This window comes from Sulfolobus sp. A20 (assembly GCF_001719125.1).
Taxonomy (GTDB): domain Archaea; phylum Thermoproteota; class Thermoprotei_A; order Sulfolobales; family Sulfolobaceae; genus Saccharolobus.
In genome coordinates, this window is record NZ_CP017006.1 from 376,024 (window position 1) to 392,802 (window position 16,779).

Consider the following 16,779-nt stretch of genomic DNA (forward strand, 5'->3'; position numbering starts at 1 on the left):
ATTCACCAGCTGTTAAAGAGGTTTATTTTACAAAATATAAGCTTTGTTGAAACATAATTATATATGCCTTTTAGGGATTTAAGAGAGTATATAGAATTTATGAAAAAAAGAAATAAATTAATTGAAATTAATGATGAAGTAAGTGTAGATTTGGAAATAGCAGAAATTACAAGACAAGCAACATATAAACATTTGCCTCCTCTTCTCTTCAAAAAGATAAAGGGTTATGAGAATTGGAAGGTAATTTCTAATATATTTTATTCAATTGAAAGTTTCTATGAAATCTTTAATACTAAGAATTTGGAATTAATTTCAGAAAACTTTTTGTCAAACTTTTCTAATATCCCTGTCACTTTTTTAGATAAGATAAAGTCTCTGAAAGACGTTCTTGGATTAGGAAAAATTATGCCCAAAGCTAAATCGCCGGCTTTTAAAGAGGATAGTAGCTTAAATTTACTAAAGATCCCTGCGATTAAAACTTGGCCTAAAGATGCTGGAAGGTATCTAACGTTTTCAATTACGATAACTAAGGATCCAGAAAAGGATATACATAACTTAAGTGTATATAGAATTCAAATACTAAATGAAAATGAAGCTATAATTCATTGGCAAGCCTTTAAGAGGGGATCAATAACAGCTAAGAGATATTTAGAAAAAGGAATATCTAAAGTACCAGTTGCGATAGTTACTGGAGTAGATCCAGTAGTAGCATTTACCGCAGCTTCTCCGGTTCCGCCGGGTTTAGACAAATATATGTTTGCTGGCATTCTTAGGGGTGAAGGTGTTGATGTGACTGAGGTAGACAACCAACTTTTAGTGCCTAGTTATTCTGAAGTAGTTTTAGTAGGTTATGCCGATCTTGAAGACCTTAGGCTTGAAGGACCTTTTGGAGATCATATGGGATATTATACACCTCCGGATTACTATCCTAAATTTAAATTGGAAAAGGTATATATCAGAGACAATCCTATCTTTCATGTAACCTCAGTAGGAAAACCTCCACTAGAGGATGCGTGGATAGGGAAGGCAGTAGAAAGGATTTTCTTACCTTTTGCTAAAATGATCGTTCCGGAACTAGTTGATATGAATTTGCCAGAGTACGGATTATTTACTGGAATAGGTATATTCTCTATAAGGAAATATTACCCGGGACAAGCAAAGAGGGCCATGATGGCACTCTGGGGAATAGGCCAACTGAGTTTATTAAAAATCATAGTAATCGTAGATAGTGACGTTAATGTTCATGACATTAATCAAGTATTATACGCAATATCAGCTAATGTAGACCCAAAACGTGATATTATGTTAGTTGATAATGTGTTAACAGATTCGTTAGATCCTAGTGTACCATACCCTCCTCTAGGTAGTAAACTAGGTATAGACGCTACTCGTAAATTCAAGGAAGAGATGGGTAAGGAATGGCCTGAGGAGTTAAAGTCAGATGAAAATGTAGCTAAAAAGGCTGAGCAAATCTTAAACAATTTCATAAAGTTATATCAATCCTCCTAAATGTGACATCATCCTTATATACTATACTTACTTCACTTATATCCTCAAATTTAACTTGTATTTCAAAAAATTCCTTGCTCTTTAGTTCTTTATCTATTTTTATATTTTCAGTTATAGTTTTAAGTCCTAGTTTATCATCTATCATATTTACAGTTACCCTATATTTTAGAATAATCTCCAAAACTTTTACAGGAAAATCCAAATTGTTAGTTATTTTAAGGCTTTTTCCACTTAGCTTTACCGTAAAAGGGTTCATAATATATTATTCTAAACTTAGGGTATTATGTGTTACCTTACTTAAAAGCATGCTGATCTAACTAATTATAATAGAGATCACGTATGGCCTCGAGTAAAGTAGAAGATTTCGTTAAAAACTGGGGTGGAAAACAAGAGCCAAGCATAGGGGAGAGGATAAAGAACGCATTCAAGCCTCAGCAGCCTTTAAGGTACAGGTTAGTGATGGCAAACTATAGGCTAAGGACTATGGTAAGTCGTCTTGACGTTTACATATCTAGATTACAAGAAAGAGATAGGATGTTATTTGAAAAAGTCGTAGAAGCTCAAATGTCTAAGGATACAGCCAGAGCTGCAATGTACGCTAATGAGATAGCTGAGATTAGGAAGATATCCAAACAGCTAATAACTACGCAAATAGCACTAGAGCAAGTCCAATTAAGGTTAGAGACTATAACTGAATTAGGTGATGTATTCAATAGCTTAATTCCGGTATTGGGAGTGATAAGAGAATTGAGAAATGCTATGAGGGGAGTTATGCCAGAGATAAGTTTAGAGCTAGCTGAGTTAGAAGAGGGATTACAAGAGGTCGTAATTGAAGCAGGAGACTTCACCGGTGCTCCAGTCAATTATGCAGCCTCAAGTCCTGAGGCTAGAAAGATATTAGAGGAGGCTTCAGTAGTAGCAGAACAAAGGATGAAAGAGAAGTTCCCAGAGTTACCAAGTTTCGTAACATCCACTCAGAAGACTGCCGGTACGGAACAGAAATAATAATTGATAAATAGATTTTTTAAAAAGGCTTATACTATAAAAATAGTTTTTTAAGGTTCGAGGAGAATGTTTTATGGGGAATTGTTTTGGTTGAAGCTTTAAGTGAAGAAGACCTTATTCTCGATATTAATAAGGTAAGAAAGGACATGGTTGATTTAGCTGGGGGGAAAGGGGCTAATTTAGGGGAATTAATGAGTTCTGGGATTAGAGTACCCCCGGCTTTTGTTATTAGTTCTAAAGCTTTTAAATATTTTTTAGAATATAATAAACTTGTTGATCAGATCAAAGAAATTCTTTCTAATTCTTTAATTACTTCAGAAGATGCGAGTAAAAAAATTAAAAACCTAATAATAAGTGCTAAAATACCAGACAATTTGTCTTCCATGATTATGAGAGCTTATGAAGAGTTATGTAAAGTAGTAGGTAAAGAAATTTTAGTTGCAGTTAGATCGTCTGCTACTGCTGAGGACATTGAAGAGGCTAGTTTTGCAGGGCAGCAAGACACTTATTTAAATGTCAGCAAAGAGGAGCTATTGGACAAGGTTAAATTAGTATGGGCTAGTTTATATAATGCGAGAGCTATAGAGTATAGGAAAAGTAAGGGAATAGATCAAGCATCAGTACTCATTGCAGTTGTGGTACAAAAGATGGTTAATTCTAGGTCAGCTGGAGTAATGTTTACAATACATCCAATAACTGGCGATGATAACCATATCGTAATTGAGTCTAATTGGGGCTTAGGAGAGACGGTAGTTGGTGGTAAGGTTACTCCGGACGAGTTTGTAATAAGAAAATCTGATCTGAAGATAATTGAAAGAAAAGTATCAAACAAGAAAATTAAGATAGTTTATGATATTAAAAGTAAAAGGAACATAGAAGTTGAACTAAACGATAATGAAGCTAATTCAATGAGCATATCTGATGAGGAGGCGATAGAGTTAGCCAAGTTGGGTCTGAGAATAGAAGAGCATTATGGCAAACCAATGGACATCGAATGGGCTATTGATGCTGACTTAAAGTTTCCCGATAACGTATTCATAGTTCAAGCTAGACCGGAAACATTCTGGTCCAGCAAGAATAAAGCTAGTAAAAAAGAGGTTAAGGAGGAAGAAATCAAGGGACCTGCTAAGGTTTTAATAAGAGGTTTGCCAGCCTCGCCTGGTATAGCTTATGGAAAAGCTAAGGTAATATTAGATATTAAGGATCCCAAGGTAAAGGAATTTCAGAAAGGAGAGATCTTAGTAACTAAAATGACTGATCCTGATTGGGTTCCACTCATGAAGATTGCCGGGGCAATAATAACTGATGAAGGAGGGATGACGAGCCATGCTGCGATAGTATCTAGGGAATTAGGGATACCTGCAATAGTAGGCAGTAGAGATGGTACAAAATTAATAAAAGATGAGCAGATGATCACGGTTGATGCTATAAGGGGTATAGTATATGAAGGTAAGGTATTACCATCAGAGGAGGTTAGTGAAGAGGAGAAGAAGCCATCAGTGTCTCAAGGTTTAAGTAGGGAAGTTTTACTTAGCCTCTATCCGGTTACAGCTACAAAGATATATATGAATTTAGGGGAGCCAGACGTAATTGACAAGTACTTAGATCTTCCCTTTGACGGAATAGGGTTAATGAGAATCGAGTTTATAGTGAGTGAATGGGTAAGATACCATCCATTACATTTGATTAAAATAGGTAATGCGGCTTTATTCATAGATAAATTAGCGGAGGGAATAGCTAAGGTAGCTAGTGCAATTTATCCTAGACCAGTTGTTGTCAGATTTTCAGATTTTAAAACTAATGAATATAAGAGACTTATTGGTGGTGAAGAGTTTGAGCCAGATGAAAGAAATCCGATGATAGGCTGGAGAGGAGTTTCTAGATATGTAAGTAAAGAGTATGAACCAGCGTTTAGATTAGAAGTTAGGGCTATACGTAAGGCTAGAGAAGAAATGGGTCTCAAAAACGTCTGGGTTATGTTTCCTTTTGTGAGAACTACTTGGGAGTTGGAGAAAGCTATTAGAATTATGGAAGATGAAGGATTAAGGAGGTCTTCAGATTTCAAGGTTTGGATTATGGCTGAGGTTCCATCAGTAGTGGTTTTAGCTGATGAGTTTTCTAAAATAGTAGATGGCTTTAGTGTAGGGAGTAATGATTTAGCACAATTAACTCTTGGCGTAGATAGAGACTCAGAGCTTCTTGCTAGAATGGGATATTATGACGAGAGAGATCCTGCAGTCATGCAGTCCATTAAAAGATTGATTAAAGTTGCTCATAAATATGGTAAGACAGTTTCTATATGTGGCCAAGCTCCAAGTGTTTATCCAGAGGTAGTAGAATACTTAGTTAAGGCTGGAATAGATAGCATAAGTGTAAACCCAGATGCAGTAATTAATGTAAGGCGTCAAGTAGCTTCAATAGAACAGAAATTAATTCTCGAGAAGTTAAATAACAAAGGCAAAAGTAAAAAATGACTTCATTTTACATAACATTTTTTGCATATTCTTCTCGCCCCATCAAAATAGGCAGTACACTCTTCACAGATTATCTCCCCACAGATTTCACAAGACCCAATAGCTAAATTTTTGTTACAAACTTTGCATAAACTCATTTCACAGACTTTACATATTCCATTAACGTAATCCGCATGACATACTTGTCTACTGCATAACCTACAAGTAAAAAAGGCTATATCTTCTTCGCAGATTTCACATTTCAAGAAACTCTTTAAGCCATCTATAGGCTTCATCGTCATCCTTAGCCTGAATTGGCGGATGTTTAAAGTAAAATGCTGAGACTTTTTCAAGAGGCCCACCTATTTTTCTATCCAGTGCTACCTTTACTGCTCTTATTACATCAATTAATACGGCAGCACAGTTAGCCTTATCATCAACTTCTAATGATGCCTCAACTTTTATTGGCATTCCGGCAAATCCGCTCCCTTTAACATAAATGTAAGCAACCTTAGTATTCCCTAAAAATGGTATATAATCACTAGGTCCTATCCTAATTTTTCCCTCACTCTTCATTTCATAACCATAATCTAATGTGCTAGTTACTGCTTCAGTTTTACTTATTCTCTTAGAGATTAACCTTTCCTCAGTTTTCATGTTAAGAAAGTCACTATTTCCTCCTACGTTAAGTTGGTAAGTCTCTTCTACCTTTACCCCTCTCAGTCTAAAGAGAGAGGTAATTGCTCTGTGAAATATTGTTGCACCTAATTGGCTCTTAATATCATCCCCAGCTAAAGGTAGGTTTTTCTCAGTAAAACGTTTAGGGAATTCGCCGGATGGATCACTAGCTATAAAGACTGGGATAGCATTAATAAATGCAGTATTAGCCATTAAAGCTATATTAGCATAAGTCTTAGTCGCGTTTTCACTACCCACTGGCAATAAGTTTACTAGAATCTCAGCCCTACTATTCTTTAACTCTTCCACAACTCCTTCAACACTGCCACTATAAGAGGGGTTAAATACACTGATCATATGACTAGCTACACCATCTAGTACTGGTCCAGGAGAAACTTTTACTCCCGTTTTCTTCATATCTACTATTTTAGGTACTATATTGGGAGGTTGAAAAACAGCTTCAGAAAGATCTTTACCTATTTTGTTTTTAGATACGTCAAATGCTGCAACAACTTCAATATCCGTAACTCTATAATTACCGATCTTAGGTGTAATTAGCCCTTCGTAGTATTCTTCTCCCCTTAATTTATAATATTCGATTCCTTGAATTAACATAGATGCGCAATTGCCTAAGCCTGCAATAGCTACTCTTATCATCAACTTTAAAGTTAAATAGCCAAATAAATATATGTTGTGATGAAAGGGATTAGTCTGAGCAATGAGGACGTGGAGCGACTCTGAGGTAGGATTAATATGTTGAAACGCGTGCACATACGCGTATATGGTTATGTTCAAGGAGTAGGGTTTAGAAGATTCGTCCAAATTCACGCTCATAGGTTAGGAATTAAAGGATATGCTAGAAATTTAGATGACGGTACAGTAGAGGTTGTAGCAGAAGGTCACGAAGAGGCATTAAAGAAGCTTATAGAATATGTTAAGAAGGGCCCACCATTAGCAGAAGTCAGTAATGTAGAGTATTTATTTGAGGAATATAAGGGTGAATTTCACGATTTCGAAACATACTAATAGGAGATTTTTTCATTAAAAAAGGAAATTGGTTTATTTATTAGTATTATGACGAATATTCCTTTTATCTCCAATCAGTGTATTAGGAACATATATAAAGTAACGTGTTTGTTAAAGAAGTATTAATTAATGATAAAGAGGAGAAATCTTTTTAAGTGTTAAGTTAAGTTTATTAGCCTAGGTGTTTTTGATGTTCCAATGGTAAAGGAAGAGGAAATTATACCTAAGTACTGGTATAACATAATACCAGATTTGCCTAGACCCTTACCTCCACCTAGAGATCCACAAGATGCTGAATTTTCTAGGATAGATCTATTACGTAGTATATTACCTCATGAAGTATTAAGGCAACAATTTACTATAGAGAAATACGTTAAGATCCCGGAGGAGGTTAAGGAAAAATATCTATTAATAGGCAGACCTACTCCTCTAATGAGGGCTAGAGGTTTAGAGAATTTCTTACAGACCCCGGCAAGAATATACTTTAAGTACGAGGGCGCAACTCCAACAGGTTCTCATAAAATTAACACAGCAATACCCCAAGCTTATTTTGCTAAAAATGAAGGAATAGAACACGTCGTTACTGAAACTGGAGCAGGACAATGGGGAACTGCAGTAGCTTTAGCTGCTAGGATGTATAATATGAAAAGTTCTATATTTATGGTAAAGGTTAGCTATGAACAAAAACCGATGAGAAGAAGTATAATGCAACTATATGGTGCTAATGTTTATGCGAGCCCTACGAATATAACCGAATATGGCAGAAAAATATTAGAAAAGAACCCTAATCATCCAGGCTCTTTAGGAATTGCTATGAGTGAGGCAATAGAATATGCTCTTAAAAATCAGCATAGATATTTGGTAGGAAGTGTGCTAGACGTCGTTTTGTTACATCAAAGCGTAATCGGGCTAGAGACAATTACCCAATTAGAATCATTAGGTGAGGAAGCTGATATTCTGATTGGATGTGTAGGGGGAGGGAGTAATTTTGGAGGATTTGTTTATCCCTTTATAGGGAATAAGAAAGGCAAGAGGTACATTGCGGTGAGTTCAGCTGAAGTACCCAAGTTTAGTAGAGGAGAATATAAATATGATTACCCAGACTCTGCTGGATTATTACCATTAGTTAAAATGATAACTCTTGGTAATGAATATGTTCCTCCCCCAATTTATGCAGGAGGACTCAGATATCATGGTGTAGCCCCTACATTAAGTCTGTTAATGAAAGAAGGTATAGTTGAATGGAGAGAATATAGTGAGAGAGAGATATTTGAAGCAGCTAAAATATTTATGCAAACCCAAGGTATTGTGCCAGCTCCAGAATCTGCTCATGCGATAAAAGCAGTAATAGATGAGGCAAATGAGGCTAAGAAGAATAATGAAAAGAAAGTAATAGTGTTCAATTTAAGCGGACATGGTTTACTTGACTTATCTAACTACGAGTCAATGATGAAGAGGTGGGGAAATAGTGGGAAATAGGGAAAAGATGCTAGTAGTTTATATGACCCTAGGTTACCCCGATGTGGAAAATTTCCTAAAGTTTATAACTAGTTTAGAGAGTGCTGGTGCTGACGTTTTGGAATTAGGTATACCCCCAAAGTATGCTAAGTATGACGGCCCAGTTATAAGGAAAAGCTATGATAGAGTTAAGACTCAAATTAAGGATATTTGGAGGTTAATGAGACAAGTAAGGGATAGTTTAAGTATACCTATTGTTGCCTTAACTTATTTAGAGGATTGGATTAATGAACTTAAAACGTTTTTAGACAAGTTAAGGGAAAATGGCATCAACGGTGTTCTATTCCCAGATTTATTAATTGATTATATAGATGATTTTGAGAAATATGATAAGGAGATTAAAGCGATTGGATTAAAGAACGTAATATTTACTTCTCCTTCTGTTCCAGATTTACTAATAAACAAAGTGTCAAGGATTTCAGATTTATTTTTATACTATGGCGTTAGACCTACTACAGGAATTCCTATTCCTGTATCGTTAAACGAGTTAATTACTAGAGTTAGGAAACTGGTAGAGAATAAACTTGTAGTTGGTTTTGGTTTATCAAACGATGATGATATCAAAGAAGCTTTGTCAGCAGGAGCAGATGGTATAGCGATAGGTACGTTGTTTATAGAAGAAATGGGGAAAGGTAATTTGGAAAACGCTATTAGGTTAGTTAAGAAGTTTAGGGGATTGTTAGATGAATATTAATGAAATTTTAAAGAAATTAGTCGATAGAAAATCTTTAACTGTAGAAGAAGCAGAGAGTTTAGCTAAACAAATAATTAATAGTCAAATCCCTGAAATTTTAACTTCAGCAATTTTAGTAGCGTTGAGAATGAAGGGAGAGAGTTCAGATGAAATTGTAGGTTTTGCTAAGGCTATGAGGGAAATGGCAATTAAAATTGATGTACCTAATGCGGTTGATACTGCGGGTACAGGTGGAGATGGTTTTGGAACTGTTAACGTTAGTACTGCTGTAGCGATATTGCTTAGTTTAGTTAACCCGGTAGCTAAACATGGGAATAAAGCAATTAGTAGTAAGAGCGGTAGTGCTGATTTTTTAGAGGCATTAGGTTATAACATAACCATAGGTCCAGAAAGGGCTAAGGAATTAATATCTAAGTACAATTTTGTATTTCTCTTTGCTCCCCTATATCATCCAGCAATGAAGAATGTTGCTAATGTAAGAAGGACCTTAGGCATAAGGACGATATTTAATATATTAGGACCCTTAACTAATCCTGCTGGAGCAAAATATCAGCTAATGGGAGTCTTTTCCAAGGGTTACGCTGACCTATTAGCTGAGAGCATATCAGTTATGGACTTTAATAAGGTTATATTAGTCCACGGAGAGCCCGGAATAGACGAGGTGACTCTTCAAGGAAAAACTTATTTGTATATAATTAAAAAGTCCTCAATTGAAAAACTAACGTTAAATGTCTCTGATTTTGGTATAGATGAAGTTCCTATTGATAAATTAATTGTAAACTCTGCAGAGGATTCAGCAATTAGAGTGCTTAGGGCATCTATTGGAAAGGATGAGTATGTGGAGAAGTTTATAAGAGTTAATGCCTCAGTTGGGCTCTTCCTCTTAGGAAAGGTAAGTGATTTTAAAGAAGGTTATAATTATGCTGGAGAATTGTTAAAAGAAAAATTTGTAGAAAAAATAAAAGAATTGATTTCTGCAAATGGTGATATGAATAAATTAAATAATTTGTTGGTGAAGGTAATTGGTAATTAAATTAAAAATTTGTGGAAATGCTACGATTTCAGATATTCTAGAACTTGACAAATTAGACGTGGATTATATAGGTGTCATAACAGATCCTATCAGTACTAGATTTGTTAAAACTGAACTACTATCAATAATTAAAGGCCGTATCAATAAGCCTATTGTTAGTGTTAAAGTAAATGGAAATATAATTGATTTACTTAAGGAACTTAAAAATGTAGATTATTTGCAAATCCATAGAGTATTGAATGACAAAGAATTGGAAATTTTAAAATCATATGACACTAAAAGGATAATTTTTTATGTGCCGGCATCTCGCGAATATAAGGGCTACTTTAAGAAAGTCGTGGATTTTGCTGATCTCGTACTGATTGACTCATTAATTAAAGGTGTTAGTGTAGACTTGGAAGTTGTGAGAGAGTTGTTTAGTGAATATCCATATTTAGGTGTAGGTGGCAAAATAAACTTGGATAATATATATCAGTTTATCACTTTTAATCCTAAGTGGATTGATATTTCGAGTAGCATAGAAATTTATCCCGGGAAGAAGTCGTTAGATAAAGTGAAAAAGTTAGTAGAGGTAGTAAAGCGTGGAAGTCTATCCAATAAGTGATTTTGCATCACCGTTTGATGTATTTAAATGTATTGAGAAAAAGTACGAAGTAGCTTCTCTGCTGGAAAGTATTGTAGGTCCACAATATAAATCTAGATATAGTATCATTGCATGGGATACTAAAAGTCACATTGAAATTCATGGAGATCCATTGGAAGTCCTTCAAAGTTATATTAGAAATATGGAAATTCTTGAGATACCAGGCTTATTTAAAGGCGGAATGATTGGTTATATTAGTTATGATGCGATAAGATTTTGGGAGAAGGTAAAGGATCTTAAGCCTAATGCTGAAAATTGGCCTACTGCGGAATTTTTTATCCCAAATAATATCATAATTTATGACCACAACGATGGTAAGGTATACGTTAACGCTGATATAAGTAGCATAGGCGGTTGTGAAGATGTAGAGAATTTCTCTCTAAGCTTTTACGATGAATCTCTAAATAAAGATAATTTCATGAAATCAGTTTCAGATACCTTAGAGTACATAAGAGCTGGTTATGCGTTTCAAGTAGTTTTATCTAGATTTTATAGATATTTGTTTAAAGGAGACTCACTTAAAATATATTATAATTTAAGGAAAATTAATCCTTCCCCTTACATGTTTTATCTTAAATTTAAGGATAGATATCTAATAGGATCTAGCCCAGAGTTACTATTCCGAATTCAAGATAATATTGTGGAAAGCTATCCTATTGCTGGAACTAGACCAAGAGGCAATGACCCAGAGGAGGATTTAAAACTTGAACTTGAGTTACTCAACTCTGAAAAAGATAAGGCTGAGCATCTGATGTTAGTTGATTTAGCTAGGAATGATTTAGGTAAAGTTTCTGTACCTGGAACTGTCAAAGTACCGGAGCTCATGTTTATTGAAAAATATAGTCATGTGCAACACATAGTTTCTAGGGTTATTGGAATGTTAAAGAAGAGAAATAATGTTTTAGACGTTATACAAGCTACTTTCCCTGCAGGTACAGTAAGTGGTGCACCTAAGCCTATGGCAATGAATATTATAGAAACTTTAGAGGAATATAAAAGAGGACCTTATGCTGGAGCTGTAGGGTTTATTTCCTCTGATGGAAATGCTGAGTTTGCAATAACTATAAGGACAGCGTTCATAAATAAAGATCTGTTAAGAATTCATGCAGGTGCCGGCATTGTTTATGACTCTAATCCAGAATCTGAATATTATGAGACTGAACATAAGTTAATGGCACTAAAAATAGCCCTAGGTGTTAAGTAATGGACTTAACATTAATAATAGATAATTATGATAGTTTTGTGTATAACATAGCACAAGCTGTGGGAGAATTAGGAAGCTATCCAATAGTAGTTAGGAACGATGAGATAAGCTTGAAGGGTATAGAGAGGATCAGCCCGGACAGGATAATTATCTCTCCCGGTCCTGGTACGCCGGAAAAGAAGGAGGACATAGGTATAAGTGTGGACGTGATTAAATACTTCGGAAAGAGGATTCCCATACTAGGAATATGTTTGGGTCATCAGTCTATAGGTTATGCTTTCGGTGCTGTAATTAGGAGGGCTAAAAAAGTATTTCATGGGAAAATTAGTAATATTATCTTGGTTAACAATGAAATACCAATAATTTACTCTGGATTGCCTAAGGAGTTTAAGGCTACAAGATATCATAGTCTTGTAGTTGATAATGTCAAATCACCTCTAGTCATTGATGCTGTCTCGAAAGAGGACGGTGAGATTATGGCTATACACCACGTAGAGTATCCAATATTCGGTGTTCAATTTCACCCAGAAAGCATAGGGACACAACTAGGTCAGAAGATATTTTATAATTTCCTAAACAGAATATGACATATGCCTAGATACTTAAAAGGTTGGCTTAAGGAAGTAGTAGATTTATCTCTAAAGAGGACTCCTATTAGTATGTCTCGTCAAAGACAAATTATTTCTTTATATGATAGGATTATTGAATTTAATAGATCAAATATTACTGCAATTATAGCTGAGTATAAGACAAACTCCCCGTCTGGGCTAAAAGTAGAGATGGATCCAATACATTACGCTAAATTTATGGAAAAATATGCAGTAGGTCTTAGTGTATTAACTGAGGAGAAATTTTTTAACGGTTCTTATGAGGTGCTAAGAAAGATAGCTAATTCAGTATCACTACCTATTCTTATGAAAGACTTCGTTGTAAAGGAATCTCAAATAGATGATGCTTATAACCTCGGAGCAGATTCCGTTCTTTTGATAGTCAGAATTTTAACTGAAAGGGAATTAGAGGGATTATTGGAATATGCAAGGACCTATAATATGGAACCGCTAGTGGAGGTCACTAATGAGTCAGAACTAGAGATCGCTTTAAGACTAGGAGCTAGGTTCATAGGAGTCAACTCACGAGATTTAGAAACTCTAGCAATAGATAAGGAGAAGCAGAAGAAGATTCTCTCTCTAATACCCTCTAACATAGTAAAGGTTGCTGAAAGTGGAATATCAAATAAAAATGAAATAGAGGAGTTAAAGAAATTTGGCGCTAATGCTTTTCTGGTTGGAACATCTTTAATGAATAATCCAGAGAAGATCAAAGAATTTATATGAGTTTTATTAATTATTCGTGTGTCCTCATCATTCAGTTCTAATATTAGCCAGTTGACCGGAGAAAGTACATTACTTTATAAGGAAATTGCTAGAAACGTAGAGAAAAATAAGAAAATTAAGATCGTAGATTTTGGAGTAGGTCAACCAGATATTTTGACGTTTAAGCGGATAAGGGAGTCGGCTAAGAGAGCTTTAGATGAAGGATTCACTTCCTATACTTCAGCCTTAGGTATAGAAGAATTAAGAGGAAAGATTGCAGAATATTTAAATCAGAAATATGGAAGCGATATTAAGCTTGACGAAGTAATTGTAACACCAGGTGCTAAGACGGCACTTTTCCTCGCGTTTATCTTATATGTTAATCAAGGAGATGAGGTGATTCTATTTGACCCATCCTTCTATTCATATGCAGAAGTAGTAAAGTTGTTAGGTGGTAAGCCAATTTATTCTCCCCTAAAGTGGAATAAATCAGAAGGGTTCTCAGTTGATATTGAGGATCTTAGAAGTAAGATTACTAAAAAGACTAAAATGATAGTTTTCAATAATCCTCATAATCCTACTGGTTCTCTTTTTTCGCATAGTGATGTAGAGAGAATAATAGAAATAGCTAGAGAGAATAAAATATTATTACTCTCAGATGAGATATACGATCATTTTGTATACGAAGGTAGAATGAAAAGTGTGCTTGAAGATAGTAATTGGAGGGATTACGTGATTTATATTAATGGGTTTAGTAAGACTTTTTCAATGACCGGTTGGAGGCTAGGGTATATAATAGCCAATAAAGAAGCTATAACGAAAATGGGCATTTTAGCTTCAAACATTTACACTTGTCCTACGAGTTTCGCTCAAAAGGGTGCATTAGAAGCCTTTAACACTTTTGATGAAGTCAATGAAATGGTAAAACTATTCAGGAAGAGAAGGGATTTAATATATGATGAATTAAGTAAGATTAAAGGTATACAGGTCTCGAAACCTAATGGTGCGTTTTATATATTTCCTAATGTAGGAGAAATTTTAAAAATAGCTAACATTGATGTTAAGACTTTAGCAATAAGGCTTATTGAGAGTAAAGGTGTAGTGACGATACCAGGGGAGGTATTTCCGTTAAATGTCGGTAAGCAGTTCTTAAGGTTAAGTTATGCTGTTAACGAAAACGTTATAAAAGAAGGTGTAGAAAGGATAAGAGAGTTTATAGAAGGGATGATGAAACCCTGATAGTAAGAAAAGTAAAATGATTTAAACTCCCATGGACTGAGAGCTATTATTAACTTTTATTTCTACTTTTTCTTCTCCATCATTAGTAACAATAAACTCTAAGTTGACTATTTTCAGCGTTTTCATTAAATCATCTTTCACGTCTTCTAAATACTTTATAACATCTTTATTTGCGTAGAATTTTACATTAACTGGTGTATTCATTGATATTCTATTCTTTATTTTTTCTGACCTTACCATAGAGTTAAACTTCTTTATAGCTTCTCCTAATTTTTCAATTTCACTATCTATAATAATATCGTCTACATTTGGTAATCCTTCTAATAGTACGCTCTTTTTATAACCAAATAGTCTACTATAAATCTCCTCTGTGATGTGAGGAGCAATTGGATGAAGTAGTATTATTATATCCCTTATCACTCTCTGAATCGTGTATTTCGCAGAGGCGTCATCTTGGAATAGTCTATGTTTTATCATTTCTAAGTATTCATCCGCTATTATTTCCCAGAAGTAACTATACATCTCTTGAATCACTACATAAAAGTCGAAGTTTCTATATGCATTAATCACTTTTTCAACAAATTTCTTGTGTTCTTGCAAGATCCACTTGTCTACATTGCTCAATTTTTCTGGTTTATCAATCCTTATTTTAGCTATAAAGGGATACACCAGTCTGGAAGCGTTCCAAAGCTTTTGAAGCAATAATTTTTTACCTTTAACGGTATCCCACTTAAATGGAAAATCATCGCCTATACTTGCATCAAGCAACGTCATTCTTATAGAGTCAGCGCCATACTCATCTATCTTATCTAAAGGTGAAACAACATTTCCTTTACTCTTACTCATCCTAGTTCCATCCGGACCTAAAACTTGCCCATTGACTAAAACATTGGTAAATGGTATATTATTAGCTAACATCAGAGTTCTAAAATATGTATAGAAGAGCCAAGTTCTAATTATGTCTGTTCCTTGTAATCTCAAGGAGGCTGGGAATATTCGATTAAATAACTCTTTATTTTCATAGAATTTGGTTAGGTAAAGTACAGTTACGCTGGAATCTATCCAAACATCTGCTACATCTGTAACTGGTTTCAAATCAAATCCGCATTTTGGGCATTTGTCTACTGGTGGCTTAGCCTTAACTGGGTCTATTGGCAGATCTTCATCTCTAGCAGGTATTAAATGACCATTGTCGCAATACCAGAAAGGCAACGGTGTTCCGTAAAGTCTTTGTCTGCTGATGTTCCAATCCCATTCTATGTTGTTTATCCATTCTTCTAAATAATAGGACATTCTGCTGGGTTTAAATTTCATCTTTTTATATTCTTCTAATAATTTTGGTTTAAATTGTAATGTCTTTATGTATATTTGTTTCTTAACTAAGAATTCTACCGGGGATAAACAATCACTTCTTTCTGTATGAGACAAAACATTATGCTTTATGTGTTTAATTTCTACTAAATATTGATTTTTTTGGAGTATATCAATTATCTTTTTCCTGGCTTGATCTATAGTTAATCCGTCTAAAATCCCATTAGTATTTGCTATCCTCCCTTTCTCATCAATTACTATTCTCGTTTTTAGATTATACTTCAATTGCCATTTTATATCTTGTGGATCTCCATAAGTACTAATCATTACAGCACCAGTACCAAATTCCTTCTCTACCATCTCATCGACGATAATTTTTACCTCTTGATTAAATATAGGTACAATTGCCGTCTTACCAACGTAGTCCTTATATCTTTCATCAGTTGGATTAACTGCCACTGCTTGAGTAGCAGCTAATAATTCTGGTCTAGTAGTTGCAATAATGATTTCACCGCCTTCCTTGACTGGAAATTTTATATAAGCTAAAATACCTTCTCTCTCTAAGTATCCTATTTCACTTTGAGCTAATGCCGTTTCGCATTTAGGGCACCAAATCACAGGACCTTCTCGTATTTCTATGAGATTCATTCTATACATATCTAATAGGCTTTTCTGAATGATTTTTCTATAGTTAGGCTCATAAGTTTTATACTCATATCTTTCCCATTCTGGTCTGTATCCTAATCTTATCATAGCTTCTTTCATTTTCTTTATCATATCCTCAGTCCATTCTATGCATTTCTTGAGAAATAGTTCTCTATTCTCTTTAGGAATTTTCAATCTATACTGTACTTTTAATTCAGTAGGCAAGCCTTGAGTGTCCCAACCTTGTGGTAAAAGTACATTATAACCTTCTAATCTCTTGAATCTACCTATAGTATCTGATATAGTAACCCAGTATGCGTGACCCATATGTAGCTCTCCACTTGTAAAAGGCGGAGGAGTATCTATTACATAAGTTGGGGAATTAGTGTCCTCTTCTCTAAACCTAAATACATCTCTCCAATACTCTTCACTTAACCATATCCTCTGCCATTTCTCCTCAATCTCTTTAGGGTTATAATGTTTTGGCCACTCTTCCATCTTCTTTGTT

At 34.8% G+C, this 16,779-nt stretch carries 15 protein-coding genes; 12 read left to right on the forward strand and 3 right to left on the reverse strand.

The annotated features are described in order from the left end of the window. The first annotated feature begins 63 nt into the window (after window positions 1–63). Window positions 64–1,509, forward strand: coding sequence for a UbiD family decarboxylase (locus BFU36_RS01870; RefSeq protein ID WP_069281805.1), 1,446 nt, complete (start codon window positions 64–66; stop codon window positions 1,507–1,509). Here BFU36_RS01870 and BFU36_RS01875 read toward each other — a convergent pair. Next, window positions 1,484–1,765 (reverse strand): hypothetical protein, encoded by a 282-nt coding sequence (locus BFU36_RS01875; RefSeq protein ID WP_069281806.1) that lies wholly within the window; start codon window positions 1,763–1,765, stop codon window positions 1,484–1,486. The genes BFU36_RS01870 and BFU36_RS01875 overlap by 26 nt on opposite strands. Before the next feature lie 83 nt (window positions 1,766–1,848). Between BFU36_RS01875 and cdvB1/B2 the strand changes: the two genes are divergently transcribed. Both cdvB1/B2 and ppsA read left to right on the forward strand, forming a co-directional pair. Next, entirely contained in the window at window positions 1,849–2,514 is a 666-nt protein-coding gene (gene cdvB1/B2 / locus BFU36_RS01880; protein ID WP_069281808.1) for a cell division protein CdvB1/B2, read from the forward strand. A gap of 86 nt (window positions 2,515–2,600) precedes the next feature. After that, window positions 2,601–4,988 carry a pyruvate, water dikinase gene (gene ppsA / locus BFU36_RS01885; RefSeq protein ID WP_143576819.1) on the forward strand — a complete coding sequence of 796 codons (2,388 nt, stop codon included), beginning with the start codon at window positions 2,601–2,603 and terminating at the stop codon, window positions 4,986–4,988. Window positions 4,989–5,222: 234 nt separating this feature from the next. On the opposite strand, the gene BFU36_RS01890 is transcribed toward ppsA, so the two are convergent. Beyond that, window positions 5,223–6,302, reverse strand: coding sequence for an inositol-3-phosphate synthase (locus BFU36_RS01890; protein ID WP_069281812.1), 1,080 nt, complete (start codon window positions 6,300–6,302; stop codon window positions 5,223–5,225). Between the two features lie 96 nt (window positions 6,303–6,398). Between BFU36_RS01890 and BFU36_RS01895 the strand changes: the two genes are divergently transcribed. From BFU36_RS01895 to BFU36_RS01935, 9 genes are all read left to right on the forward strand, one after another. After that, entirely contained in the window at window positions 6,399–6,671 is a 273-nt protein-coding gene (locus BFU36_RS01895; RefSeq protein ID WP_069281814.1) for an acylphosphatase, read from the forward strand. Between the two features lie 198 nt (window positions 6,672–6,869). Beyond that, window positions 6,870–8,150, forward strand: coding sequence for a TrpB-like pyridoxal phosphate-dependent enzyme (locus BFU36_RS01900; RefSeq protein WP_069281816.1), 1,281 nt, complete (start codon window positions 6,870–6,872; stop codon window positions 8,148–8,150). 7 nt (window positions 8,151–8,157) lie between these two features. After that, window positions 8,158–8,883 carry a tryptophan synthase subunit alpha gene (gene trpA, locus BFU36_RS01905; protein WP_069284539.1) on the forward strand — a complete coding sequence of 242 codons (726 nt, stop codon included), beginning with the start codon at window positions 8,158–8,160 and terminating at the stop codon, window positions 8,881–8,883. Then, window positions 8,873–9,916: an anthranilate phosphoribosyltransferase gene (gene trpD / locus BFU36_RS01910; RefSeq protein ID WP_069281818.1), complete on the forward strand. Its 1,044-nt coding sequence runs from the start codon at window positions 8,873–8,875 to the stop codon at window positions 9,914–9,916. The genes trpA and trpD overlap by 11 nt, the downstream gene beginning before the upstream one ends. Then, window positions 9,906–10,520, forward strand: coding sequence for an N-(5'-phosphoribosyl)anthranilate isomerase (locus BFU36_RS01915; RefSeq protein ID WP_069281820.1), 615 nt, complete (start codon window positions 9,906–9,908; stop codon window positions 10,518–10,520). Before trpD ends, BFU36_RS01915 begins: the two co-directional genes overlap by 11 nt. Next, a complete protein-coding gene (locus tag BFU36_RS01920; protein WP_069281822.1) occupies window positions 10,498–11,763 on the forward strand; it encodes an anthranilate synthase component I in 1,266 nt (421 codons plus the stop codon). The genes BFU36_RS01915 and BFU36_RS01920 overlap by 23 nt, the downstream gene beginning before the upstream one ends. Next, window positions 11,763–12,350, forward strand: a complete 588-nt coding sequence (locus BFU36_RS01925) for an aminodeoxychorismate/anthranilate synthase component II (RefSeq protein ID WP_069281824.1) — start codon at window positions 11,763–11,765, stop codon at window positions 12,348–12,350. Before BFU36_RS01920 ends, BFU36_RS01925 begins: the two co-directional genes overlap by 1 nt. Before the next feature lie 3 nt (window positions 12,351–12,353). After that, window positions 12,354–13,097 carry an indole-3-glycerol phosphate synthase TrpC gene (gene trpC / locus BFU36_RS01930; protein WP_069281826.1) on the forward strand — a complete coding sequence of 248 codons (744 nt, stop codon included), beginning with the start codon at window positions 12,354–12,356 and terminating at the stop codon, window positions 13,095–13,097. Window positions 13,098–13,115: 18 nt separating this feature from the next. After that, window positions 13,116–14,315 carry a pyridoxal phosphate-dependent aminotransferase gene (locus tag BFU36_RS01935; protein WP_069281830.1) on the forward strand — a complete coding sequence of 400 codons (1,200 nt, stop codon included), beginning with the start codon at window positions 13,116–13,118 and terminating at the stop codon, window positions 14,313–14,315. A 21-nt stretch (window positions 14,316–14,336) separates the two neighbouring features. Here BFU36_RS01935 and BFU36_RS01940 read toward each other — a convergent pair whose 3' ends face one another. Continuing rightward, window positions 14,337–16,769, reverse strand: a complete 2,433-nt coding sequence (locus BFU36_RS01940; protein ID WP_083216431.1) for a valine--tRNA ligase — start codon at window positions 16,767–16,769, stop codon at window positions 14,337–14,339. Window positions 16,770–16,779: the final 10 nt, after the last annotated feature.

Coding starts and splice junctions, on each gene's coding strand:
- cdvB1/B2 (WP_069281808.1), top strand. CDS start 1,849: ATGGCCTCGAGTAAAGTAGAAGATTTCGTTAAAAACTGGGGTGGAAAA.
- trpA (WP_069284539.1), top strand. CDS start 8,158: ATGCTAGTAGTTTATATGACCCTAGGTTACCCCGATGTGGAAAATTTC.
- BFU36_RS01875 (WP_069281806.1), bottom strand. CDS start 1,765: ATGAACCCTTTTACGGTAAAGCTAAGTGGAAAAAGCCTTAAAATAACT.
- BFU36_RS01940 (WP_083216431.1), bottom strand. CDS start 16,769: ATGGAAGAGTGGCCAAAACATTATAACCCTAAAGAGATTGAGGAGAAA.
- BFU36_RS01900 (WP_069281816.1), top strand. CDS start 6,870: ATGGTAAAGGAAGAGGAAATTATACCTAAGTACTGGTATAACATAATA.
- BFU36_RS01890 (WP_069281812.1), bottom strand. CDS start 6,302: ATGATAAGAGTAGCTATTGCAGGCTTAGGCAATTGCGCATCTATGTTA.
- trpD (WP_069281818.1), top strand. CDS start 8,873: ATGAATATTAATGAAATTTTAAAGAAATTAGTCGATAGAAAATCTTTA.
- BFU36_RS01870 (WP_069281805.1), top strand. CDS start 64: ATGCCTTTTAGGGATTTAAGAGAGTATATAGAATTTATGAAAAAAAGA.
- BFU36_RS01925 (WP_069281824.1), top strand. CDS start 11,763: ATGGACTTAACATTAATAATAGATAATTATGATAGTTTTGTGTATAAC.
- BFU36_RS01895 (WP_069281814.1), top strand. CDS start 6,399: ATGTTGAAACGCGTGCACATACGCGTATATGGTTATGTTCAAGGAGTA.
- trpC (WP_069281826.1), top strand. CDS start 12,354: ATGCCTAGATACTTAAAAGGTTGGCTTAAGGAAGTAGTAGATTTATCT.